We start from the raw sequence: 22,466 nt of genomic DNA on the forward strand, positions 1-22,466 counted from the left end.
AGAGGGGGAAAACATTACTTGAGATACCGGCACAGGTACGAGGTTGGCTCAGCAACCTGCAGATGGAACTCGCTGTGACCAGGGACATTGAAGACTTGTCCAGCAGCGTAAACTTTCCATTCCGTTTCACCCGGTAACAAGACGTTCAGCGCACCGCTGACAACGGTCATCTCTTCAGCTTCAGCTGTGCCAAAGGTGTACTCCCCTTCAGCCATAACGCCAACGCTGGCGCGGCCAGTGCTGCTGCTGGTAAACCCAATGGATTTCACTTTACCGGAAAAGTATTCGTTACTCTGAAGCATGAACAGGCCCTTATATTTATAGATAAAAATCCACTATAGGGGCCATGCTCATACCCTGTCACGCAAAATCATTACACCAGTAATTCTGAGGCCAGACGCGCCATAAGAACATTAGAGAGCAGCACTGGGACATCCAGCGCCTTTTGCAATAAATCACGGTGATGCTGATGGAAACCCAGGCAGTCCAGCATCAGGACGTCCGCCCCTCTCTCTAGCAACTCTTGTCCTGCCGCAATAAGCTTGGCTTCGCTATCCCAGAAGGGATTGGCCAATGCGTACAACGGTATTCGCTCAAGCGCGCCCCATTTCGCGACCTGGTTATCCAGAAGCTCCTCGATAGGAACAATGACGCCCACCTGATGACCATCCACAATAGAGGCCACCAGCGGGGGAATAATCCGCATCGGCTCCAGCAAAATGGCGTTGCGCGCGATGAGCCCCTTAATCGGTGCGGTACTCATCAGTAAAATAACGTCGTAACCTTGATTATCGAGAACTTCAATTACCCCCTGCAGAGAGCGCTCGATTTTCTGGCGTGAAACATTCGCCAGTTTACCGTCACTTAATAACGTCGGTAGGGGATCCTCCCCGGCTTCTACAGCGTAGTCTTCCATGACCTCTTCCCGACTCATCTTACCCAACAGACTAAGATGGGTGATCTGCTGTTCAGAGACATGCTCCGTGAGGAGCGGTAACACTTCGCTTACAGGAACCACACCAATGGTGAGGATCGCCAACGTCGCCTTCATTATGATCGCCTTCCATTACTACCCTTGCCGTCACACAGGTACAGGCTCACTACGCTGCACGGTTCATTTTTTCAACAAAACAGCACCAAGCGTAGCAGGCGATCTCTGCATCGAAATGTAAAGATCGCCCTGCCTTTCCGAATCTACCTGTAATAACTAAATATTAACTCCTGCTTAACATTCACGACGAGTAAAAAGTGTGATTGGGGTAGAGTTTTAGGCCGTTTAAGAATCCTTTTCAGGACTTGTCAGGATCTTCATAGCGCTGCTTCGCATCCAGCGCTTCCTGTTCGGTTTCGTGCTCGCTGATCAGCGAGTCAGGTTTTGGATGGTCTGCACGCAGCTGATACCAGGTCACGGTCTGACCGGCATTACCTTTTTCGACGGTAACAATGCGCGCTTCACGCGGATAGGGAGGTCTGGTCGGCATAGCTCGTCCTTTTTTATGTCAGAGCTATCAGTATAGACGGCGGTTAGCTCGCGCAAGCCAAACGCAGGAGGGTAATAATCTGAATAACAACCTGCTCGGGCGACGCAGAGGCATCCACAATATGATGAGCCGCCCCACGGTATAACACGTCACGTTCGGCCAGCACCTCACTCACCTCTTCACTGAGCGGTTTCGCGGTCAGTGCAGGGCGCTGACCTTCTTCCGGAAAGGCTTCCAGACGCGCGACCAGGGTCGAAACCGGGGCACAGAGATAAATCACAATCCCTTTTTCGCGCATAAACTGCCGATTATGCTCGGCCAGAATAATACCGCCTCCGGTGGCAACAATGGTGTCGGGCGCCGTTACCGCTTCCAGCGTGGCTGTTTCGCGCGCGCGAAAGCTCTCCCAGCCCTCTTTCTCGACAATCTCTGCGATGGTTTGGCCAGCATTGTCCTGCAGCCAGCGATCGGTGTCGACAAACTGACTTTGGCACACGCGCGCCAGTTCCAGACCAACGGTGGTTTTCCCACAGCCGCGGGAGCCAACTAAAAAGATGGGTTGGTTCATAACCAGGTGTTCCCCTTGATGCCGGAAGGCTGAAGACTGTAAAGAAATGATTGCAGAAGATGTTGCGTTTACTTTACTGCAAAGCGGTACGGGATGACAACCCTGTGGAGGCCATACTGTACCACAAATTGACAATAATTATCATTACGCCGTGCGGCGCTTCACTTCCAGCAGCCATTTATCCAGCTCCGCGGCAAATTGCTGGCGGTCGCGCTGAGACAGGCTGTCCGGCCCACCGGTTTGTATACCGCTGGACCGCATCGTATCCATAAAATCGCGCATAGTGAGCTTTTCACGGATCGTCGCTGGCGAATAACGCTCACCCCGGGGGTTAAGCGCAGAGGCCCCTTTCTCCAGCACTTCTGCCGCGAGTGGAATATCCGCCGTGATCACTAAATCCTCGGCGCTGCACAGGCGCACAATTTCATTGTCTGCTACATCAAACCCTGCCGGCACGCGCAGAGAACGAATAAACTTCGACGGCGTTACGCGAATATTTTGGTTCGCCACCAGCGTAAGCTGCATTTGCACGCGGTCAGCCGCGCGGAACAAAATCTCTTTAATCACATTCGGACAGGCGTCCGCATCCACCCAAATCGCCATGTTGTCTCCCCATAATGACACTGGCGACTATTGTCGCCTGCATTTCGTTGTTAAGCTATCAATAGAGACAACAACGCCTAATAACGGAGAGACGTGATGGAGAAGAAAATCGGGTTTATCGGCTGCGGCAACATGGGCAAAGCCATTCTTGGCGGCCTGATCGCCAGCGGGCAGGTCCTGCCTGGACAGATTTGGGTCTATACCCCATCACCTGACAAAGTTGCGGCGTTGCGTGATGAATATGGCATTAATGCAGCCGAAAGCGCGCAGGACGTTGCTCAGGTGGCGGATATCGTGTTTGGCGCCGTCAAACCGAACATCATGATCAAAGTCCTGAGCGAGATCACCTCTAGCCTGAACAAAGAGACGCTGGTGGTCTCGATCGCCGCAGGCGTTACGCTCGATCAGCTGGCTCGCGCGCTGGGACATGACCGTAAAATCGTGCGGGCGATGCCTAATACCCCTTCCCTGGTCAACGCCGGGATGACGTCCGTCACGCCAAATGCCCTGGTCACGACCGAGGACGTAGCCGATGTTCTGAACATTTTCCGCTGCTTCGGTGAAGCGGAAGTGATTGCCGAGTCGATGATCCATCCCGTTGTCGGCGTGAGCGGCTCTGCCCCCGCGTATGTCTTCATGTTTATTGAAGCGATGGCCGATGCGGCAGTACTTGGCGGGATGCCGCGTGCGCAGGCGTATAAGTTTGCCGCCCAGGCTGTCATGGGCTCCGCAAAAATGGTACTGGAAACCGGCAAGCACCCGGGTGAACTGAAAGATATGGTGTGTTCGCCGGGCGGTACGACGATTGAAGCCGTACGCGTGCTGGAAGAGCGTGGCCTCCGTGCGGCGGTCATCGAAGCGATGGCAAAATGCATGGAAAAATCAGAGAAACTGAGTAAGTCCTGATCGGCCCTGCCGGGCATCAGGCGGCGACCTCGGTCCGCCCCCGCCCGGCATTCTTGGCTTTATAGAGGGCCACATCTGCGGCTTTCAGCCATTCGCGATAATGCGTAAACTGTGGCCTCCAGGAGGCAACCCCCACGCTGATGCGTAATCTTTCGGATGGCGCGCCGGGCAGAGGCATGGTTGTCAGGCGCTCATGAACGCGTGACATCACGGTAAAAGCGCTTTCCGCAGGGGTTCCTGACATAATCACCGCAAACTCATCGCCACCAAAGCGGCCGATAGAGTCACACGAACGCAGCGACATCTGCAGCTGACGCGTAATAGCAATTATCGCTTCATCACCCACATCATGCCCCCAGGTATCGTTAATACTTTTGAAGTGATCGATATCGATAAGCAGAATTGTCGTTTGGCAGTGGCTGCGACGACACTTTTCATATTCATTACGCAGCAGCGTTTCCCAGTGGCGTCGGTTGTACACGCCGGTCATCCCGTCACGGGTACTCATCAACTGAAGCCGCCGCTTATGCTCTGCCAGCCGGATCGCCGTCTTATGGCTGAGCCAGGCAAAAAGCACCGGATATAACATCAGAATCGGGAGCGTGAGCCACCATTCCAGCGGCTCAGAGGAAAATTGGATAAGACTGCCAGTCAGCTGTAGCGAGACCAACGCTGAAAGCAGGGTCAGCGTGATAGCGGTCAGGAAGAACCGTAAACCGCCCGAGCCCATGGTATTCATGCCGATCATCACGATCAGTGCGGCAGAGGGCATAGCGTTGACCCCCATCAGGCCAATCCAGACGCCGGCTATCGTGGCGTCTACCTTCAGATTAAACATCTCGCTACCGTGTGGCTCAGAAGAGCAACAGGCGCGTTGCCAGGCAAGATGTGGCCAAATAAACGCCCACCCCACCAGCAGCAGCCACCAGCCACCGGAGTGAAAATGGGTCACCAAAATCCCGGCGATAGGGAAAAACAGGGCTGTCAGGCCAACAATGCGTGCCAGCCTTACCCGCCGGGCAAATCCAATGCCGGAACGGTATGCGTCTTCGAGAAAAAGTTGATCATGCCATTCTTCCCGAATGCTCTGTTTGTTGTAATAGATTTCATCATTCATCATTTTTGGGAATATTCTGAAACATTTTCCCAAATTATAGAGAGGGGCATTCCGGGGAAAGTATGAAATTTCGGGTGAGTCCCGGAAGAGAATCACCCGTTAGGACTACGCCTGTTTCTTCAGACACGCACCCATGAACTTGCTGCGATCGTCGCCTTTAAGCATCTGCTGCGTGGCCTGAGCGTTGCATTCGCGCATTTTTTGCTGCTGCGGCGTGAGACTTTTCTCCGCGGGTTTCGATGCGCCATTTTTAAGGCAATCGCTCATATACGTCTTGCGGGCATCGCCTTTCAGGGTTTGCGCGGTGGCCTGTTGATTACAGGTGGTCATGCGCTGTTGCTGAGGCGTTAAGGTTTTTTCTGCCGCGTTCGCTGAGGCCATCAGGAACACGCCGGAGAGTAGGGTAACCAGAATTGTTGTTTTCATTGCACCATCCTTTATGTGAAGTTCCACTCTAAGTCTGGTTGGTGCCAGGAAAAAAACCACCCGACGGTTGCGATTTCCGCCGGGCGTTGCGTTTATTTCAGTCCGAGGGCCGCTTTCATGGTGAAGAACAGATCCGTTTGATCGGTCAGCCCTATCACGTTTGCCGCATGCGGGCCGTAGGCCGCAATGCGCAGCTGCGTTCCGGTATGTTCCATCGACTCTTCTTCAGAGTTGCCATAGCTCATCACCATTACCGCGCCATCTTTGGTGTTCAGTGCTTGCGTCAGGCCTGGCGCTTTGGTATCCGGCGGGATGATCTGGCTGGCGTGCGCATGGTCAGCGGTGACGATCACCAGGGTATTACCGTCTTTCTTCGCGAACGCCAGCGCCTTCTGCACCGCTTCGTCCAGATCGACCGTTTCACCAATCTGACCGCACGGATTAGCCGCATGATCCTGTTTATCGATTGACGCGCCTTCCACCTGCAGGAAGAAGCCTTTTTCGCTCTTGCTCAGCAGAGAGATGGCTTTATCCGTCATCGCCGCCAGCGTGGGTACGCTGTCATTACGCTTCGGGTTTGCCGTACAGGTCACCGCAGGCTTATCAATATTGCCGTGGTAAGACGCTTTCGGCCCTTCCCAGCGTACCGGCATATTGCCGTCAGAGAACAGCCCCAGCAGCGGCTTATCCTGATTCGCGTCGGTAATGGCGGCCAGAGAGGTCGCATCGTTTACCAGTTGATATCCGCGTGCCTGCGCCTGTTCCCGAAGCGTTTTGCCCTGCCACTCGCCGGCAGTCGCCGTTTCTGCGAAAGTTTTGGCGCCACCACCCAGCGTTACGTCAGGACGGGCATTGAGCAGTTGCTCCGCAATCGATCCCTTTCCGCCTTTCTCCAGCGCATTGGTGGGGCATTTTTCGCTGGTCACCGACGGGCCGTAGCACTTTCGCGAGGTGACATGTGAGACCAGCGCCGCTGGCGTGGCATCTTGAAGCTCTGCGGTAGAGACGTTACCGGTAGCCAGCCCCGCCGCTTTAGCCATTTCCAGGATCGTTTGATGATCCTTTTCATGGATGTCGACGCCCAGCGCGCCGTTATAGGTTTTCACGCCAGTTGACCACGCCGTTGCAGACGCGGCCGAGTCCGTTACGTAATCCGGTTTACCGGTTTTTTTATCCAGGGCGTAATGGGTATATTGTCCGGTCAGCGGCAGCGCGTCGATACCTTTAAAATAGCCGCCTGCGCCCTCGGCATAATTTCGCGCAGCGGTAATTTCGGCGTCGCCCATGCCGTCGCCAATCAGCAGAATGATATTTTTAGCCGGTTTCTCATTTAGCGAAGCACGAATGGCTGCAGTCTGATCGTCTGACAAACGGCGTGCACCGCCAGGCTGGGTGATATCCCCTTTTGCCGCACGATTATCCAGCACCTGAGTATTTGTGGTGTCTGCATGAATAACAGGGGTAATTAACAGGGGAAGTAATGCGATGAAAAGTGCGCTCTGTTTCAATTTATTTTCTCCATGTACAAATACATAAAAATAAAAACAGAGCGACTATAGGCAACCTGCATGACATTTCTATGACACGCCGTTATGTTCCGTGACGGTTTAGGTGCGAGGATGCCTTAATAGCTTTTTTACGTATTGGTGGAGCATTTCTGCATCCTGAACCGGTACCTGTGAATCAGGCCTGACGCTGTCCAACGCCCCCTCAACGCTGCTGATCAGTGCCTGCTGGTCTTGCTCAGCCATTTGACGTAACAGCGCAGTGACAACAATTTCTAGCGCTTCAACCTGGGCGACCAGTTCTTTTGACTCCTCCTCCTTTTGTGCAAGCTTGAGCAACAACTCAGAAATCAGATTTTTCATCGTGCTATTTCCTTATGTGATTTTTTCTGAAATTAGCATTCTCATTGAAATATGCAAAGAGGAGAAAAGTATTATCTTATGCAAAAGTGACATTGCCGCCAAAATAGATACTTCAGGATATCAGCGAAACGTTTTCCTATAAAAAAACGACCACATTTCGTTATATTAAAATGTGGCCGCCATAAGAATATATAATGTATCTCTCAGCGGTTTACCGCGCCCCTTTTGCCTCGGCAATTTGACGGCGACGGCGTAGCGCAAACGCCAGCTGAATAATGTTCAGCAAGACCACCACCGCCGTTGCGGCAAACACCCAGCGGAAGCCCGCCATTGCAGACACCGATGCGCCAATCAGCGGACCGGCGACATTGCCCAAATACATAAACGACTGGTTATAACCAAAAATACGGCCGGTTACCTGGTCACTCGAATATTTTACCAGTAAGGTCTGCACCGCGGGCAGCATTGCGCCATCCGCAAACCCCAGAAGGAAGCGCAGCACGCCAAGCTGAAGCGGAGAGGTCACAAACGACATCGCGAAAAAGAGGATGACCGCAATAATCAGCGTTGCCATCAGGATACGCGCCGTGCCGATCCTGTCGCCCAGCTTTCCCAGACGGGGGGCAGAAATGAGCGCCGAGACGCCAGGCACCGCCGCAATCATCCCGGCGAGGAAGGCAATATTGTTGCTGTCCGGCTCCATCGATTTAATAAACAGCGCCAGAATGGGGCCAACCGATCCGTTACAGAGCTGGATAACCATTGTCGTGACAAACAGGCTAATCATCAGGCCCGGATACGGCAGCGAAGCAAAAACGGCCTTGCCGCTCAGGCGTTCTGATTTGCTCACCACAGGCCGCCCACCCTCTTTAATCAGAAAGAGCGTGACCAGGAAACTGACCACCAGCAGAATCGCGGTAATGATAAATACCGCGCGCAGGCCAACATGGTCTGCCAGAAAGCCTCCCAGCAGCGGCCCCCCGATGACCCCACTAATTTGCGCAGTAGAGAGCGTACTCAGCGCCCAGCCGCTGCGCTCGCGCGGCACCTGAGAGGCGACCAGCGCCATGGCGTTGGGAATGTATCCGGATGTCAGCCCCATGATCGCCCGCAGGATGAACAGCTGCCAGACGTTGGTGGCGAAGGCCTGCAGCAAAATGGCTATCGCCATGCCCAACGAGGCGCGCAGCAGCATGAGCTTGCGCCCTTTACGATCCGCGAGGCTGCCCCACATCGGCGATACAATGGCGGAAACCAGAAACGTGACGCTGAACGTCAGCCCTGACCACATGGAGAGGGCCTCATGAGAGGTGACCCCCAGCTGGGATACATACAGCGGCAGGAAGGGCAATATCTGGCTGATGGCTAGCCCGGTAAAGAAGCAGCCAAACCAGACCGATATGAGGTTAACTTTCCAGGATTCCATAACAGAAATAGTCTTCATTTTTAGGCGAATTCGCCGACAGATTAGCAAGTTACGCGCATCCACGTAGCGCCAGAGATGCGGCATGACAGACTTTGGTGTTTTATCTTCCCAGTCATCATATTTGTGAAACAAGTCACAAATCATCCAGTTTCTGGCGGAAGATTATGCTTTAACGGCACAGTCCAAATCCCCGCATTCCAAGATGAAAATGGTTGGCGTGCGCCGCGTTATAGTCCGGCCCCAGAGTATTCCCGTAATACCCGCAGCTTGCCGCCTGCAGCGCCTGAAGCCACGGCAGCATTTTCGTCGACTTCCAGCCGCGTAATACGGTCACCCGCTCACCGTTTGCCAGACGAAACGCGCTGATATCCAGCGCCTCGGCCGTCGCATGTTCACTGCGTCGCGCGTCAGGGCGGTGATAAATATTCCGACAGGCAAAGCTCCCCAGATGCTCAATGCGAATCAATTCGCTGCCCATCATGGCTTTGGTTATGGGTCGCGCCTGTTGGCTGACAAACAGTGCGGTGCTCATGGCCAGCGGGCAGCTGGAGAGGAAGCTGCTGTTCAGGCTAACCGGACCGAAGTCATGCACGCGCACCACGTTGCTAAGCGGACAATCTCCGCCAGCGTCTGTGACAGGCTGCGTACGGATAAGCCGCCTTTGATTGGCCTGCAACAGCAAGTTTTCGCACGCGTCAGGCGAGAGATGCCGAAGTTTATACTGGGTGATTTTACCGGGTGGGTCGTCAAGCGTAAGCGGTTTGAAAGGGTTGTAGTGAGACGGCAACCAGCGGTAACCCACCGTTGCTATTGCCACCATGATGATAATTGTCAGCAGGCTTTTTCCTTTCACTCCCCCTCCTCTGCGTCCCCAAACATTATGGCAGAAGGCCGCGAAACCCGCAGGGCATCGTGGTATGTTATTGGCTTTTCGTCAGACTGGAAGAGTGTGAGATGGCAAAGCAGCGCGTAGGTATTGTCTTTGGGGGAAAATCAGCGGAGCACGAGGTTTCATTGCAATCGGCAAAAAATATTGTCGATGCGATTGATAAAAACCGTTTCGATGTGGTGCTGCTGGGCATTGATAAACAGGGCCAGTGGCATATCAATGATGCCAGCCAGTATCTGTTAAATGCTGACGATCCGGCGAATATCGCCCTTAATCCCTCTGAAATTAGCGTCGCAGCCGTACCCGGTGTGGTTCAGGGACAGCTTATCGACGCCGGAAATGCCAGGGCGCTGACGCAGATCGACGTCGTTTTCCCCATCGTGCACGGCACGCTGGGTGAAGACGGTTCTTTGCAGGGGATGCTTCGCATGGCCAACCTGCCGTTCGTTGGCTCCGACGTGCTCGGCTCTGCCGCCTGCATGGATAAAGACGTCACCAAACGCCTGCTGCGCGATGCCGGCTTAAATATTGCCCCGTTTGTCACCCTCACCCGCGCCAACCGCGATAAGTACAGCTTCGCGCAGATGAGCGCCCAACTGGGTTTACCGCTGTTTGTAAAACCGGCAAACCAGGGGTCTTCCGTGGGCGTCAGCAAAGTAACAAGCGAAGCGCAGTTTACCGACGCCGTCCGTCTGGCGTTTGAGTTTGACCATAAAGTGGTGGTTGAGCAGGGTATTAAAGGCCGTGAAATTGAGTGTGCCGTACTGGGCAACGATTTCCCACAGGCGAGTACCTGCGGGGAAGTGGTATTAAACAGCGACTTCTACTCTTACGACACCAAATACATTGATGACAAAGGCGCACAGGTTGTGGTGCCCGCCGTTATCGATCCGGCCATCAACGATAAGATCCGCGCGATCGCCGTTGAAGCTTATCAGGCGCTTGGCTGTTGCGGCATGGCCCGCGTTGACGTGTTCCTGACGCTGGAAAATGAGGTCGTGATCAACGAAATCAACACTCTGCCAGGCTTCACCAACATCAGCATGTATCCAAAACTGTGGCAGGCCAGCGGTATCAGCTATCCCGAACTCATCACCCGCCTGATTGAGCTCGCGCTGGAGCGACATGCTGCCGACAGCGCGCTCAAAAGTTCAGTAAACGGTTAATCGGCTTTATTTGCCGTTTCCGCCTCATCCGCTGTCGCCTCTTCAGGGCGGCGGCGGATGATAAATCCTGCCAGCCAGAAACTGATCACCCACGTCACCAGCCCTACCGCATAGGTTTGCCAGCCCTTTGCTTCAAATCCCAATAGCCCCACCACGCCGTTAAGGATAAAAATCAGCCCAATGGCAAAGGCGTAGTAATGCCAGTCACGGCGTAGTTTGGAAGTGAGCTTCATGACAACTCCGGCAAGGAAAAAAGATATCCTCTCACAGTTTTATGCCCGGGTCTGTGGCAGATGCGGAAAATCTGAAACGCAACGCTATTTCACTTAAGTAACAAAATTGTGATGTGCTGCAGAAATCGGCAATCCAGGAGAAATCCTGACGGTAAATTACCACGATTCTGATATTGACAAATGCTGTGACCTGTCAAACTTCCCCTGTACAACGCGTATTGCACAGAGTGATATTTCGGGAGGTCTTCATGGCTGATTTCACATTGTCGAAACCGATTTTTGGCGGCAAACAACCAAAAACCTCCACAGCGGGGAATATCGCTTACGCCCTGTTTGTCTTGTTCTGTTTCTGGGCAGGCACGCAGTTTCTTAATATGCTGGTGCATGCACCAGGCGTTTATGAACATCTGATGCAGGTACAGGACAGCGGACGCCCGCGGGTTGAGATAGGTTTTGGGGTGAGTACCTTGTTTGGCCTCATTCCTTTCCTCGCAGGCTGCGTGATTTTGGGTGTTGTCGGGTTGGTTCTGCGCTGGCGTCGCCGTCACTCGGTTTGAAGCTACAACGCCATGCAGCGAGCCCGTCGATCGTCAACGCGTTTTGCGAACCATGCGGTCGTCAAATTACGCGTGATTTTCGGGCTCTCTAGCTGAATCCCCGGCAGAATAGCCCTTGGCAACGCCTTCCCACTCTTCTGTTCCGCAAGCTCAAAGACCTTCTGATACAAATCCGTTTTCTCAAACGCCAGGCTGTCACCCTTTTCTAACTGATGGCGGATATCGCTGTTGCTCATGCCAAGCTTTGTCGACAATTTCCGAATCGCCTGCTCGGTCGTCCCCGCCTCGCTACTGCCATAGGCGATAAGATCGCCGTCCAGCGCCAGCTTAACGCCGCTCATGCGGCTAACCGCGCTCTGGAACGCAGCGTTACGGCTGGCGTACCAACCCGCGTTGAAATCCGCAAAGCGATACAGCGGCTCGCTGTAGTTCGCTGGATAGTTCAGAAGATGATAGGTGCCAAACCACAGTCCACCGCGCAGGGAAAACACCTCCTGGCGCACCGTACCGTCTATGCTCCACGGATAACCCTCGGTGTGTTTCTCAGCAAACGCGATGCTTACCTGCATTGGTCCACCTGTATGCATCGGGTTCAGCGAGCCGAACAGCTTCTGGCCCATCGGCACCATGCTGATCAGATCGTCAAAGATAGCGCTCAGCTGTTTCTCCGTTTTGACCGTATCCAACCGTTCACTGTAGGTTTTACCGTTTGGCGACGTGATCTTAAGTGCGGTGTGCACCAGGAAAACCGGAATATGCATCGATTCCGCGCGGCGATCGATCTCCTTCCAGGCAATCTTGTTCAGACCCGGGACCGACGGGTCTGACTGGTACATCGACTCCTGCTGAGCGACGGCCAGCACCGAGCAGATGTTCTCCTCGGTGGGGGCAATCTTCTGGCTTTCAAAGGTCTTTGCCAGCGCGTCCGCCCACGCGTTGCGATCCTTCACCGTTGCGGGCATTTTTTGCCGCACGACGCTCGCCACATCCACGGGTTTCTCACCTTTTTTGAGCGGTGCAGCCCCTTTTTCGGCACACCCCGCCAGCACAAAGGCCGCGAGTAAGGACAGCGATAAGGCACGCGGTACGGCAAAAGACATAGCAACTCCCTGTATTAGCTAAAAGTATTGGTCACTTCCTGCAGGTCTCTGTCATCAAGCTCACGTTCAAAGCTGCGTAAACGTTTATAGATGGACATCAGCTCGACAAGCGTAGTCCAGGAGCTGATCAGGTACTGGAACGATCCGCGCACCTGACCGAAGACGTTGGTGATCTGCGTCATCAGGCCCAGCGTTATCGTACCTGCAACAATCGACGGGAACAGCAGGAACAAACCGAAAACGTTATCGACCTGCAGGTAAAGAATGCGCGCGATGTTGAAATACATGTAATGGAAATAGAGGCGGAAATAGTTACGTCGTACGGCACCAAAGAGTTCACGTACGGTTGGCGGAGATGCACGGTTGGCATCATCTTCGCCGTACACCAGCTCTTTACGATAAGCCGCTTCGACACGCTGATTTTTAAACTCCAGCCCCGGCAGTTTTATCCCAACCACCGCCAGCAGCCCTGTTCCCATGAGTGACCAGACGATTGCGGCAATCACCAGACCATACGGCAGATGGCCAACAATCGGCAGTTCTGGGACATGTGCGGAGAGCGTTACCAGCACCGGCAAGAAGGCTATCAGCGTCATAATCGCGTTGATAAAGCTGGTCCCCATATCTTCAAGCGTAGAGGCAAAGCGCATGGTGTCTTCCTGCACACGCTGTGCGGCACCTTCGATATGACGCAAGTGTTGCCAGTGCGCCATATAGTGTTCGTTCATGGCGGTACGCCAGCGGAAAACGTAGTGGCTGACGAAGAAGTTATTCATGACGCCAATTACCACCGCAATAAGGGCGATGCCGAGGAAAATCCCCACCTCATGGTAGAACTGATTTATGGTCACCTTGTGCGGCGCACTTAGCGCGGTCTGGATCAGATCGTAGAAGGGTGCATACCAGGCGTTAACCGCCACCCCCACTTCCACCAGAAACCAGGTGACGAAGATGATCAGCGACGTACCCAGAATCGACCAGTATTGCCAGCGGTGCGGAGAATAGACAAACCAAAACAGGGCAAATAGCCCGACACATACCATGTAGTAGGCGTAAAACAGCAGGTAGCTCAGTGACCAGAAGCGGGCCGCGCTGATGGGAACGTCGCCCGTCGCGCCCGTGAGGCGTGTTAACCACGAACCACCGCCAGCCTGCCAGAAAACGACAGCGATCAGTGCCCAAATAAATGCCGACAGGAAAAATGGCCCCGGCTTTGGGAAAAAAGACTTAAACATTGTGCTTCCTTCTTGTTGTTATGGCTGTTGCTGCGTTCAACACATCACCACACGAAAATACTGCCACAGGCCAGCCTCCCGGCCCGGGCAAAAAGGTCAGACCCGAGGGTTTATTATTAGTTCGCTTTCCAGTTTTCAAGAATTGTTTCGGTGAGTTTCACCGCGGGGGGATTCGCCGGCGCAATGAAATCACGCCAGACGTCGTTGTAGTGGCTTATCAGAATTTTTGCTTCCGCAGCCGGGCGGTTGGAAGTGGTATGAGCGTCCTGCGCGACGGTAATGTGATATCCCCGGCTAATGCCGTTTTTGAAGGTGGCGTCGACGCAGTAATCGGTGGCACAACCGCAGATGACAAATTCACGAATTCCTTGCTCGCGTAACAGCGCCTCAAGCGTCGTACCATAAAACGCATCACAGGCAGTCTTGGTCACGTAAAGCGCGCCCTCTGGCTGGCTCAGCTCAGGCAGCAACGAAAAGCCTTCGCTCCCCTCTTCCAGCCCTCCCGCTTCGGTATGCTGAATGAAAATAACCGTGTCAGCCGCGTGCGTAAGCTGATTGATGCGCGAGACACATTTTTCACGCTCATGACGAGGGGTTTCGAACACGCCATTCTGCATATCAATAACCATAACCACACGCTTTTCAGTCATACCTTTCTCCGCAAGTTTACGTGACCCTGGTCTCTATCATATACCCTAAATAATTCGCGTTGCATGAAGACGGCAAAGGAGGGAACCCCCCAGGAACTGAATCAAGTACGTGACTGGGGTGAGTGAGTGCAGCCAATCCAAAGGCAACATGAAGTATGACGGGTATCAGCCCGATGTCACAAAATGGGAAGTGAGTTGCAAGTAAATTGTGCATATTTACCCATGGTTACGTTTTTCTCGCTATCGTAATGTAATTCGGACCTTTGCCCAGTATCGATTAGTAGTATAAATATCCCTAACTTTCTTTATTTACTTGATGGATGCTTTTCGTTGAAACGTTGTCTGCTCTCTTTCGCCGCGCTGTGTGCGGTGTGCTTCTCTACCGCCCAGGCAGCACAGCCGCTGACGGCCCCGGTTTTGGCTTCAGATATTGCCGATCGCTATGCGAACCTGATTTATTATGGAAGTGGCGCAACGGGAATGGCGATGGTCGTCATCGATGGTAACCAGCGCGTGTTCCGCAGTTTCGGTGAAACGCGACCGGGCAATAACATTCACCCGCAGCTGGATTCCGTTATCCGCATTGCGTCGATTTCCAAGCTGATGACCAGCGAAATGCTGGTAAAAATGCTCGATCAGGGCGTAGTGAAACTCGACGATCCGCTCAGCAAGTATGCGCCTCCGGGCGCACGCGTTCCGACGTATCAGGGTCAGCCTATTCGCCTAGTGAACCTCGCCACCCATACCAGCGCCCTGCCGCGTGAACAGCCTGGTGGCGCAGCGCACAGGGCTGTCTTTGTTTGGCCAACGCGCGAACAGCGCTGGAACTACCTGAGTACCGCCACGCTCAAGTCCGCGCCGGGCGCGCAGGCATCTTATTCAAACCTGGCGTTTGACCTGCTGGCCGATGCACTCTCTACGGCAGCCGGAAAACCCTATACCCAGCTTTTCGAAGAGCAGATTACCCGTCCGCTGGGTATGAAAGACACCACCTTTACTCCCTCTCCGGATCAGTGTCGCCGTCTGATGGTCGCCGAGAAAGGTGCCAGTCCATGCAATAACACTCTCGCCGCCATCGGCAGCGGTGGCGTTTATTCCACGCCTGGCGACATGATGCGCTGGATGCAGCAGTTCCTCTCTTCTGATTTTTATGCCCGCAGCCCGCAGGCCGATCGCATGCAGACACTCATTTATCAGCGCAGCCAACTGCAACGCGTGATCGGTATGGACGTACCGGGCAAAGCTGATGCACTCGGCATGGGCTGGGTCTACATGGCCCCGAAAAATGGTCGCCCGGGGATTATCCAGAAAACCGGTGGCGGCGGCGGATTCATTACCTATATGGCAATGATTCCGCAGTCCAACGTGGGCGCTTTTGTGGTGGTCACCCGCTCCCCAAACACACGCTTCGTCAATATGAGTGATGGCATCAATAACTTAGTTGCTGAGCTGAGCGCCAATAAAGCGCAGGTACTCACGGCATCTAACTAGCCTTAATATTCCGTGGGCAAACGGTTGATACTGACCAGTTTGCCCCGGCTCATATTGATATAGTTTCCCTGTCGAAGAGCCGCCAGAATTTCTGCAACCACGGAGCGAGAAATACCTGTGCTGCGCTGAATATGATTCATTACACCAATTTTTAAGCGCAGGGCGTCATCCCACTCGGACATATTCAACAGCATTGCGCGGATCTGGGTATAGGAATTATTTCCCACCAGCTGCTTATCACGTTTTTCGAGGTTATGGTTTATCCAGGATAACCAACAAAAAGCCTCATGCCAGAGAGATTCCTGCTGAATGCGCTGACGCGTAGTTGCAGCAGGTAAATAAAATCCCGTGCAAGGCGTCTGTGCAACCATCATATATTCCTGACTGTTGTTAATCATTCCAGCGGTGAGTCCCAAAATAAAGGGCGCTGTTGCGATGGCAATAAGAAGCTCATCTGACTGGCGAAAAATCTCAATAACGCCAGTTTGGATCATAAACGTGTGCGGTTCATCACTATAGCTACCATGAGAAATAATTTGCTGAGAAGCGATATCAAACGGCGTACTGGCGGACTTCAAACACTGTTCGAGCCGGCTTAATTCAGAAAGTGGCTTGGCATTAACGTTCATGCAGACCTCAAGTCATCTGTATCTGTCGGTTCTGTCTATTTTTTATCGTTATATATAAAAAGCGGAGGACATGTCCCCCGCTTTTTTAGTTTACCAGGTGTATTTCACACCCAGATTTGCCCCCCAGTTCTGATCGACGTCGCCGCCACCCAGATAGGTTGCATCGGTATACGCACTGAAGTTTTTGGTGAAGCTAAACTGCGTGCCCAGTCCAATGCGAACGGCTGAACCTTCAACACCGTTATCAATGCTGTCGCCATTAACATCCGCATTGTTATCGGCATCGTCATAGACATATGCCAGCGTGAAGTAAGGCGTCAGCGCCTGCTCCCCGCCATAGTTGAAGGTATAACCCGCATCAACGCCGAGCTCATAACGCAGGCTGTCGTAAGACTGGCCGTCGATACGCATGCCGTTGCTCAACGGGTAATCATCACCAGACTGGAACAAACCGGATACCGCTGCATATGGCGTAACGTAGCCAGACAGGTTTGGTTTCCAGTCATAACCCAGTTTCATGCCAAAGCCGACGGCGTCAGTGGTGGTGTCACCATCAACATACTGGCCGTTGCTCATGTTTGCCGAGAGATCGTTATTAAAGCGGGTGTAGCTTAGCGAGCTGTCGAGGAAGACGTCGTTTGCAAACGTCGCGGAGGCGTAGATCATCGCAGTCTGGCTGTCCTGATCGACCTGACCGGTGCGATCGCTAATATCACCCTTCGCGAAACCGGCGGCGCCACCCAAGGTCCACTTCGCGTGATTACCGTCAATCTGAGTATCCAGACCCACCATAATACCGCTCACGTCCTGATCGTAACTAAGAACGCCATTATCACCGTCGACGTTACCACCGAAGTAGCTTACCCATGCACCGCCGTTATCTGCCAGGCCATGACGGCTATTGGTCAGACGTGTACCAACGGTATCCTGCTGCAGGTTCCAAATGTTGGTATTGGCCGAAGGAATGCTCAGCGCCATGTTGGCGTAATCGGTCAGCTCTTTTTGCTGCAGAACAACAGTGTCACCCTTCTGCTGCGCCTGATAAGTGTAAGCACCTAAATCGGCTTTGTTTGCAGCGGTAAAGCTGGCGCCGGTATCCGCGTTATTGTCATAAACACGGATGATCTCTTTGTTTTTGTAATCAGCAACAGAACCCGCACCGGTAGCATTGTCGATACGCACTTTGTAGTTACCCGCAACGTCACCGTTCACCGCCAGATGGCCGTCAGAATTCAGTGCGACAACGCCATAGTCGTAATCGGCTTTATGCGTATCGTTGGTGATGTAGCGCGCGTTGTTCAGATCGCTGTTCAGCACGTAATCACGGCTGGCAACGTTCAGCACGCCGCCATCGGTCAACACCATATTGTGCGTGTCTACCTGACCCAGGCCCAGCGCCAGTTCCGCACCGTTGTCCACCGTGATGGTGTTGGCATAGAGTTCAGCGGTTTCTTCCGTCAATGTGGCAAGGCTGTAGCTGTCCAGATACAGCCTGTCTGTTGCGACGGCACCGCTGTCGCCGATATTCAGGGAAGACGCGTTGGTCAGGGTGATGGAATCTGCCAGCAAGCCAGAGTTCTCAACATTGACCTGCGAGCGGTTGTTCACCTTCAGCGTGTCGATGTTAGACACCTTACGGGTATCCCACTCGGAGCCTGAATCCAGCGTTACGTTAAACAGGCCGCTCTGATACACCTCTTCGCCCGCAACATGACCGTTGCCGTCGAAGGTGGAATCAGGCCAGATGCTGTTCGGAGACAGAGTGTTCCAGTCGACGTTGCTGTAGCCCTGGCCATACATCTGCGCGGTGCCAATTGCTTCAACGCTGGACTGCGCTGCGCCGACCCATTTGCTGCCGTTGGTCAGCGTAACATCCAGCTTGTCGGTGCCGTCCCAGCCGTTGGTGGTTGGGTTATACACGCCGTCATCGGTGGTATCGGTTGCCGGATCGCCAGTCTCATAGAAGTTGTTATCGAAGGTGCTGGAGAAAAGGATATCGCCGGTGATAGTGGAGCGATCGAACGTCGCGGTAGTCTGCATAGCGTTGTCAGACGCGCCTGCCGCAACAATCAGCGCGGCGTCATCAGCCCCTGTTGCATTGGTTTCACCATAGTCGCTCGGCTTCGCCGTCTGACCGTAGAAACCACGGGTGCCCAGATCGCTGTACGCACCAGAGGTCAGAACAGAGTCTTTGACCACCAGCGTATTCGTAAAGACGTTGCTGCTGTTGGCCACGCCTTCAACGCCGTCGTACGGGGTATTATCCAGCTCATGATAGCCCTGCGTCAGCGTGATGCCCGCAACGTGTGAGTTATTCTGAATAACACTATCCGATTCCACGTCCAGCGTAATGGCGTTACCCAGCCCATAAGAATCCAGATATTGGGTTTCAGTATTGTCTCCATTCACCACATCGTAAGCATAATGCTCATAGGTATCGTTAATGGTTGAATGATCAACGGTCAGGCTAAAACGATCGTATTGAGAATGGGTTGTGCCATCCGTCTCTACGCCGTCAGCACATGTGGTGGTCATGCACGTTGAAGCGATCATGCCATTAATTGTGCTGTTAGAAATGCTCAGCGCATTCGCACGGCCATTAACGCCATCATCAAGATAATACGTCGAAATAACACCGTTGATCGTCGATGATTTAATCACCGGATAAATATCACCATCGAGGGTGCTATCCCAGTCAGTGTAGCCATAATACCAGGGCGTTGATGCCGTATTATCATATCCAAAAGTATTATATGTCGTACCGGAAATATCCTTCGCATTTGCCTGAGAAGCGATAGCGAGAGTGCAGGCTAATGCAAGTTGAGATACAACCAGTTTCTTTTTCCATGTTTGCATTGGGTCATCCCTCCTCAGGGACGTAAGCAAGTTTGTCCATCAAATCATTTGGCAACATTTAATTGCGGAGTGAATTATGCAGTTTCAATTCAAAAAGGTTCAATGAATGATTCCATTAAGTCCGCTTCCAGACAAATAACATGAAAAAAGCGCAACAGCGTTAAGGACTATAATTAATTCCCACAAAAAACAGAAAGTTAAAAACAGCTCCCATAATCACTGAAAATATAATAATTAAAAATAGATCACTCCAAATGATATATTCCATTAAATGTAGAAACATCACCTATATTTCACTCCCTTTAAATATATTTTTATCTCGAATAATATATTCATTATGTGAAGTACAGCCAGTTGCCTTTCCAAAACATAAAGCCCACTTTCGTAAAACACCTTCGCCTGCTTTCAGGTACACTAGCCTTCTTTGTTCCACAAACGTCAGGCATACCATGAACGATTTAATTGCACGTCCCCGTCGCCTGCGCAAGTCACCCGCACTGCGCGCTATGTTTGAAGAGACAACACTGACCTTAAACGATCTGGTGTTGCCGATATTTGTTGAAGAAGAGATCGATGACTACAAAGCCATCGAAGCCATGCCGGGCGTAATGCGTATTCCGGAAAAACATCTGGCACGTGAAATCGAGCGTATCGCCAACGCGGGGATCCGCTCTGTGATGACCTTCGGGATCTCCCATCATACCGACGCAACCGGCAGCGATGCCTGGAAAGAAGACGGTCTGGTTGCCCGTATGGCGCGCATCTGCAAAGAGACCGTGCCGGAAATGATTGTCATGTCCGACACCTGTTTCTGTGAATATACCTCACACGGTCACTGCGGCGTGCTCTGCGATCACGGTGTAGATAACGATGCGACCCTGCTGAACCTCGGCAAACAGGCTGTGGTCGCGGCCGCTGCCGGCGCAGATTTCATCGCGCCATCAGCAGCCATGGACGGGCAGGTTCAGGCGATCCGTCAGGCGCTTGATGCCGCCGGCTTTACCGACACCGCCATCATGTCTTACTCCACCAAATTTGCCTCCTCCTTCTACGGTCCGTTCCGTGAAGCCGCAGGCACAGCGCTGAAAGGCGACCGTAAAACCTATCAGATGAACCCGCTGAACCGTCGTGAGGCCATTCGCGAATCTCTGCTGGATGAAGCCCAAGGCGCAGATTGCCTGATGGTAAAACCGGCTGGCGCGTATCTGGACATTCTGCGCGATATCCGCGAGCGCACCGAACTGCCGCTGGGTGCATACCAGGTGAGCGGCGAGTACGCGATGATCAAGTTCGCCGCACTGGCGGGCGCAATTGATGAAGAAAAAGTGATCCTCGAAAGCCTGGGCGCGATCAAACGCGCGGGCGCGGATCTCATCTTCAGCTACTTCGCGCTGGATCTGGCCGAAAAGAAAATTCTGCGCTAAACCGCTTTTGTGCCGGGTAAGGGCGTCGCCTCACCCGGCCAACGCACACCGCTTTAATCTTCACCAAACTGCAATACAACCGACATCTCCTCCTTCTACTGTCATCGCAAGACGGCAGGAGGAGTGATCATGTTTAGTCTCGACAGCGTTCTCGACGACCTTTGGCCTCAAGCGAGGCCCGCACCCTGGCAAAAAAGTCTGTTAAAAAGACTGTTTTACGAAAAAGAATTTCAACACTACGCCGCTACCCACCGCCACCTGAGAGGGCTGGATATGGTGGAGCACGTTCTCGAACACCTCGATATTCTCTGCTCCGTTTCCGCCCGCGATCTCGAACAAATCCCCGAACATGGCCCGCTGGTGATAATTGCCAATCATCCGACAGGTACGTTGGACGGGCTGGCGTTGATGTACGCCGTTTCTCGCGTGCGCCGCGATATTAAAGTCGTCACTAACCGGATGCTGACCCATCTTGAACCGCTCAGCTCGCTGTTTATTCCCGTGGACAATATGGGCGGCAGGACGGCGAAAACGTCGCTGGTGCAGATGGAGCAGCATTTGCAAAACGCTGGCGTGCTGATCTTCTTCCCGGCGGGAGAAGTCTCGCGCCCCACGCGAAAAGGCATCCGCGATAAGAAATGGCACTCAGGTTTTATCAAACTCGCGAGCAAGCTGCGGGCGCCGCTGCTGCCAGTGCATATTCAGGCGCACAACAGCCTACTCTTTTATGCCAGCACGCTTGTGTCCCCCACGCTGTCCATGCTCCTGCTCATGCAGCAGATGTTTAGCCGCCGCCACAGTCAGCTCCCCATTAAGATCGGCCAGCAAATTACCTGGAACGACTGGTTCAGCTCAACCCTTTCGTCGCGTGAGATGGCCGAGAAGTGCCGTCAGCACGTGATGCGTCTTGGCAAGGGAGTGCCTGGCGTCTTCAAAACCCAATGCGCCATCGCGCGCCCGGAGGACCGGGCCACGCTGAAGCGCGAGCTGGCGCAGGCGGAGTGTCTGGGAAAAACCAGCGACGGCAAAACCATCTACCTGTGGCAACGCAACGGGCAGGAAGATGCCCCTATCCTGCGTGAGCTGGGTCGCCTGCGCGAGATTGCGTTTCGCGCTGTAGAAGAAGGAAGCGGTAAACGCCGGGACATCGACGGTTACGATGATGATTATTTCCATCTGATCCTGTGGGACGACGCGGATCTGGAGGTTGTCGGCGCGTATCGCTTTATGCCAACGGCGATGCAAATCGAAAAACGCGGCGTTGACGGCCTGTATAGCCACAGTTTGTTCCACTACGACGATAAAATGCAGGATGTGCTGGAGCACGGTATTGAGCTGGGACGAAGCTTTATTCAGCCACGCTACTGGGGTCGTCGCGGGCTGGACTATCTGTGGTCCGGTATCGGTGCGTATCTGGCCCGCTATCCGCACTACCGCTATCTGTTTGGCCCGGTCTCAATTTCCGGTGGCCTGCCTCCTGCCGCCCGGGATCTACTGGTAGCCTTTTACCGCCTCTGGTTCCCGGCCAGTCATCCCCTCGCCGCCTCGCGCCGGCCTTATCCAGCATCGTTACCGGATGTTCTGGCGCAGTTTGGCGGTGTGGATTACGTCGATGACCTCACGAAGCTTAAGTCCCTGCTCGGCAATCTGGGCTGCGGTATTCCGCCGCTCTATAAACAGTATTCCGAGCTATGCGAGTCCGGCGGCGTACAGTTTATCGATTTTGGCAGCGACCCGGCGTTCAATAACTGCGTCGACGGGCTGGTGCTGGTGGATCTGTGTTATCTGAAGACGAACCGTTATCAGCGGTATATAGAGGCGCATTTATAACCCTCTCCCTA

General features: G+C 53.4%; 23 protein-coding genes. 6 read left to right on the plus strand and 17 right to left on the minus strand.

Annotated features, from left to right (window positions below; genetic code table 11):
• Nucleotides 1-14 precede the first annotated feature (14 nt).
• From ppnP to V5P19_RS11820, 5 genes are all read right to left on the minus strand, one after another.
• The gene (gene ppnP, locus V5P19_RS11800) at nt 15-302 is read right to left on the minus strand and encodes a pyrimidine/purine nucleoside phosphorylase (protein ID WP_008503270.1); all 288 of its coding nucleotides are present in this window, start codon (nt 300-302) and stop codon (nt 15-17) included.
• A gap of 71 nt (nt 303-373) precedes the next feature.
• Nucleotides 374-1,051 carry an AroM family protein gene (locus V5P19_RS11805; protein WP_334403414.1) on the minus strand — a complete coding sequence of 226 codons (678 nt, stop codon included), beginning with the start codon at nt 1,049-1,051 and terminating at the stop codon, nt 374-376.
• A 238-nt stretch (nt 1,052-1,289) separates the two neighbouring features.
• Entirely contained in the window at nt 1,290-1,481 is a 192-nt protein-coding gene (gene yaiA / locus V5P19_RS11810; RefSeq protein ID WP_334403416.1) for a protein YaiA, read from the minus strand.
• A gap of 43 nt (nt 1,482-1,524) precedes the next feature.
• Nucleotides 1,525-2,049, minus strand: a complete 525-nt coding sequence (gene aroL / locus V5P19_RS11815; RefSeq protein ID WP_334403418.1) for a shikimate kinase AroL — start codon at nt 2,047-2,049, stop codon at nt 1,525-1,527.
• A gap of 144 nt (nt 2,050-2,193) precedes the next feature.
• Nucleotides 2,194-2,652 (minus strand): YaiI/YqxD family protein, encoded by a 459-nt coding sequence (locus V5P19_RS11820; protein WP_334403420.1) that lies wholly within the window; start codon nt 2,650-2,652, stop codon nt 2,194-2,196.
• Nucleotides 2,653-2,748: 96 nt separating this feature from the next.
• On the opposite strand from V5P19_RS11820, the gene proC reads away from it, so the two are divergent.
• Nucleotides 2,749-3,558: a pyrroline-5-carboxylate reductase gene (proC, locus tag V5P19_RS11825; protein WP_334403422.1), complete on the plus strand. Its 810-nt coding sequence runs from the start codon at nt 2,749-2,751 to the stop codon at nt 3,556-3,558.
• 16 nt (nt 3,559-3,574) lie between these two features.
• Here proC and adrA read toward each other — a convergent pair whose 3' ends face one another.
• The 6 genes from adrA to V5P19_RS11855 all read right to left on the minus strand — a co-directional run bounded on the left by adrA (nt 3,575) and on the right by V5P19_RS11855 (nt 9,248).
• The gene (gene adrA, locus V5P19_RS11830; RefSeq protein ID WP_334403424.1) at nt 3,575-4,678 is read right to left on the minus strand and encodes a diguanylate cyclase AdrA; all 1,104 of its coding nucleotides are present in this window, start codon (nt 4,676-4,678) and stop codon (nt 3,575-3,577) included.
• A gap of 102 nt (nt 4,679-4,780) precedes the next feature.
• Nucleotides 4,781-5,101, minus strand: coding sequence for a phosphate starvation-inducible protein PsiF (psiF, locus tag V5P19_RS11835; protein WP_334403426.1), 321 nt, complete (start codon nt 5,099-5,101; stop codon nt 4,781-4,783).
• Nucleotides 5,102-5,193: 92 nt separating this feature from the next.
• On the minus strand, nt 5,194-6,609 hold the full coding sequence (gene phoA / locus V5P19_RS11840) for an alkaline phosphatase (protein WP_334403428.1): 1,416 nt from the start codon (nt 6,607-6,609) through the stop codon (nt 5,194-5,196).
• A 99-nt stretch (nt 6,610-6,708) separates the two neighbouring features.
• Nucleotides 6,709-6,969: an anti-adapter protein IraP gene (gene iraP / locus V5P19_RS11845; protein ID WP_334403431.1), complete on the minus strand. Its 261-nt coding sequence runs from the start codon at nt 6,967-6,969 to the stop codon at nt 6,709-6,711.
• Nucleotides 6,970-7,180: 211 nt separating this feature from the next.
• Nucleotides 7,181-8,395 (minus strand): multidrug efflux MFS transporter, encoded by a 1,215-nt coding sequence (locus tag V5P19_RS11850; protein WP_334403504.1) that lies wholly within the window; start codon nt 8,393-8,395, stop codon nt 7,181-7,183.
• Nucleotides 8,396-8,564: 169 nt separating this feature from the next.
• Entirely contained in the window at nt 8,565-9,248 is a 684-nt protein-coding gene (locus V5P19_RS11855; protein WP_334403433.1) for an extensin family protein, read from the minus strand.
• A 101-nt stretch (nt 9,249-9,349) separates the two neighbouring features.
• Here V5P19_RS11855 and ddlA point away from each other — a divergent pair, with 101 nt between their 5' ends.
• Nucleotides 9,350-10,450 carry a D-alanine--D-alanine ligase gene (gene ddlA / locus V5P19_RS11860; RefSeq protein ID WP_334403435.1) on the plus strand — a complete coding sequence of 367 codons (1,101 nt, stop codon included), beginning with the start codon at nt 9,350-9,352 and terminating at the stop codon, nt 10,448-10,450.
• Here the strand turns inward: ddlA and V5P19_RS11865 are convergent.
• Complete coding sequence (locus tag V5P19_RS11865) at nt 10,447-10,683, minus strand: DUF2754 domain-containing protein (RefSeq protein ID WP_334403437.1); 237 nt, start codon at nt 10,681-10,683, stop codon at nt 10,447-10,449. The two genes, ddlA and V5P19_RS11865, sit on opposite strands and share 4 nt — an antisense overlap.
• Nucleotides 10,684-10,931: 248 nt before the next feature.
• On the opposite strand from V5P19_RS11865, the gene V5P19_RS11870 reads away from it, so the two are divergent.
• Complete coding sequence (locus V5P19_RS11870; protein WP_334403439.1) at nt 10,932-11,240, plus strand: DUF2755 family protein; 309 nt, start codon at nt 10,932-10,934, stop codon at nt 11,238-11,240.
• A gap of 2 nt (nt 11,241-11,242) precedes the next feature.
• Here the strand turns inward: V5P19_RS11870 and V5P19_RS11875 are convergent, their stop codons facing one another.
• The 3 genes from V5P19_RS11875 to V5P19_RS11885 all read right to left on the minus strand — a co-directional run bounded on the left by V5P19_RS11875 (nt 11,243) and on the right by V5P19_RS11885 (nt 14,225).
• Nucleotides 11,243-12,340, minus strand: a complete 1,098-nt coding sequence (locus V5P19_RS11875; RefSeq protein ID WP_334403441.1) for a DUF1615 domain-containing protein — start codon at nt 12,338-12,340, stop codon at nt 11,243-11,245.
• Between the two features lie 14 nt (nt 12,341-12,354).
• Nucleotides 12,355-13,575 carry a peptide antibiotic transporter SbmA gene (gene sbmA / locus V5P19_RS11880; protein ID WP_334403443.1) on the minus strand — a complete coding sequence of 407 codons (1,221 nt, stop codon included), beginning with the start codon at nt 13,573-13,575 and terminating at the stop codon, nt 12,355-12,357.
• Between the two features lie 116 nt (nt 13,576-13,691).
• Complete coding sequence (locus tag V5P19_RS11885; protein WP_334403445.1) at nt 13,692-14,225, minus strand: isochorismatase family protein; 534 nt, start codon at nt 14,223-14,225, stop codon at nt 13,692-13,694.
• A 330-nt stretch (nt 14,226-14,555) separates the two neighbouring features.
• On the opposite strand from V5P19_RS11885, the gene ampH reads away from it, so the two are divergent.
• Nucleotides 14,556-15,716 (plus strand): D-alanyl-D-alanine-carboxypeptidase/endopeptidase AmpH, encoded by a 1,161-nt coding sequence (gene ampH, locus V5P19_RS11890; protein ID WP_334403446.1) that lies wholly within the window; start codon nt 14,556-14,558, stop codon nt 15,714-15,716.
• Between the two features lie 2 nt (nt 15,717-15,718).
• Here the strand turns inward: ampH and V5P19_RS11895 are convergent, their stop codons facing one another.
• Together V5P19_RS11895 and V5P19_RS11900 are read right to left on the minus strand one after the other, a co-directional pair.
• The gene (locus V5P19_RS11895; protein WP_334403448.1) at nt 15,719-16,345 is read right to left on the minus strand and encodes a helix-turn-helix domain-containing protein; all 627 of its coding nucleotides are present in this window, start codon (nt 16,343-16,345) and stop codon (nt 15,719-15,721) included.
• 90 nt (nt 16,346-16,435) lie between these two features.
• Nucleotides 16,436-19,201, minus strand: a complete 2,766-nt coding sequence (locus V5P19_RS11900; protein ID WP_334403449.1) for an autotransporter outer membrane beta-barrel domain-containing protein — start codon at nt 19,199-19,201, stop codon at nt 16,436-16,438.
• Nucleotides 19,202-19,650: 449 nt separating this feature from the next.
• Between V5P19_RS11900 and hemB the strand changes: the two genes are divergently transcribed.
• Nucleotides 19,651-20,625, plus strand: coding sequence for a porphobilinogen synthase (gene hemB / locus V5P19_RS11905; protein WP_334403451.1), 975 nt, complete (start codon nt 19,651-19,653; stop codon nt 20,623-20,625).
• A gap of 129 nt (nt 20,626-20,754) precedes the next feature.
• Nucleotides 20,755-22,455 carry a GNAT family N-acyltransferase gene (locus V5P19_RS11910; RefSeq protein ID WP_334403453.1) on the plus strand — a complete coding sequence of 567 codons (1,701 nt, stop codon included), beginning with the start codon at nt 20,755-20,757 and terminating at the stop codon, nt 22,453-22,455.
• Nucleotides 22,456-22,466: the final 11 nt, after the last annotated feature.

Source organism: Enterobacter sp. UNJFSC 003, assembly GCF_036903355.1.
In the GTDB taxonomy this organism is placed as follows: Bacteria; Pseudomonadota; Gammaproteobacteria; order Enterobacterales; family Enterobacteriaceae; genus Enterobacter.

Coding starts and splice junctions, on each gene's coding strand:
- V5P19_RS11875 (WP_334403441.1), bottom strand. CDS start 12,340: ATGTCTTTTGCCGTACCGCGTGCCTTATCGCTGTCCTTACTCGCGGCC.
- V5P19_RS11895 (WP_334403448.1), bottom strand. CDS start 16,345: ATGAACGTTAATGCCAAGCCACTTTCTGAATTAAGCCGGCTCGAACAG.
- sbmA (WP_334403443.1), bottom strand. CDS start 13,575: ATGTTTAAGTCTTTTTTCCCAAAGCCGGGGCCATTTTTCCTGTCGGCA.
- hemB (WP_334403451.1), top strand. CDS start 19,651: ATGAACGATTTAATTGCACGTCCCCGTCGCCTGCGCAAGTCACCCGCA.
- yaiA (WP_334403416.1), bottom strand. CDS start 1,481: ATGCCGACCAGACCTCCCTATCCGCGTGAAGCGCGCATTGTTACCGTC.
- V5P19_RS11870 (WP_334403439.1), top strand. CDS start 10,932: ATGGCTGATTTCACATTGTCGAAACCGATTTTTGGCGGCAAACAACCA.
- V5P19_RS11850 (WP_334403504.1), bottom strand. CDS start 8,395: ATGGAATCCTGGAAAGTTAACCTCATATCGGTCTGGTTTGGCTGCTTC.
- iraP (WP_334403431.1), bottom strand. CDS start 6,969: ATGAAAAATCTGATTTCTGAGTTGTTGCTCAAGCTTGCACAAAAGGAG.
- V5P19_RS11865 (WP_334403437.1), bottom strand. CDS start 10,683: ATGAAGCTCACTTCCAAACTACGCCGTGACTGGCATTACTACGCCTTT.
- ppnP (WP_008503270.1), bottom strand. CDS start 302: ATGCTTCAGAGTAACGAATACTTTTCCGGTAAAGTGAAATCCATTGGG.
- V5P19_RS11910 (WP_334403453.1), top strand. CDS start 20,755: ATGTTTAGTCTCGACAGCGTTCTCGACGACCTTTGGCCTCAAGCGAGG.
- V5P19_RS11885 (WP_334403445.1), bottom strand. CDS start 14,225: ATGACTGAAAAGCGTGTGGTTATGGTTATTGATATGCAGAATGGCGTG.
- aroL (WP_334403418.1), bottom strand. CDS start 2,049: ATGAACCAACCCATCTTTTTAGTTGGCTCCCGCGGCTGTGGGAAAACC.
- V5P19_RS11900 (WP_334403449.1), bottom strand. CDS start 19,201: ATGCAAACATGGAAAAAGAAACTGGTTGTATCTCAACTTGCATTAGCC.
- ddlA (WP_334403435.1), top strand. CDS start 9,350: ATGGCAAAGCAGCGCGTAGGTATTGTCTTTGGGGGAAAATCAGCGGAG.
- proC (WP_334403422.1), top strand. CDS start 2,749: ATGGAGAAGAAAATCGGGTTTATCGGCTGCGGCAACATGGGCAAAGCC.
- V5P19_RS11805 (WP_334403414.1), bottom strand. CDS start 1,051: ATGAAGGCGACGTTGGCGATCCTCACCATTGGTGTGGTTCCTGTAAGC.
- adrA (WP_334403424.1), bottom strand. CDS start 4,678: ATGATGAATGATGAAATCTATTACAACAAACAGAGCATTCGGGAAGAA.
- V5P19_RS11820 (WP_334403420.1), bottom strand. CDS start 2,652: ATGGCGATTTGGGTGGATGCGGACGCCTGTCCGAATGTGATTAAAGAG.
- psiF (WP_334403426.1), bottom strand. CDS start 5,101: ATGAAAACAACAATTCTGGTTACCCTACTCTCCGGCGTGTTCCTGATG.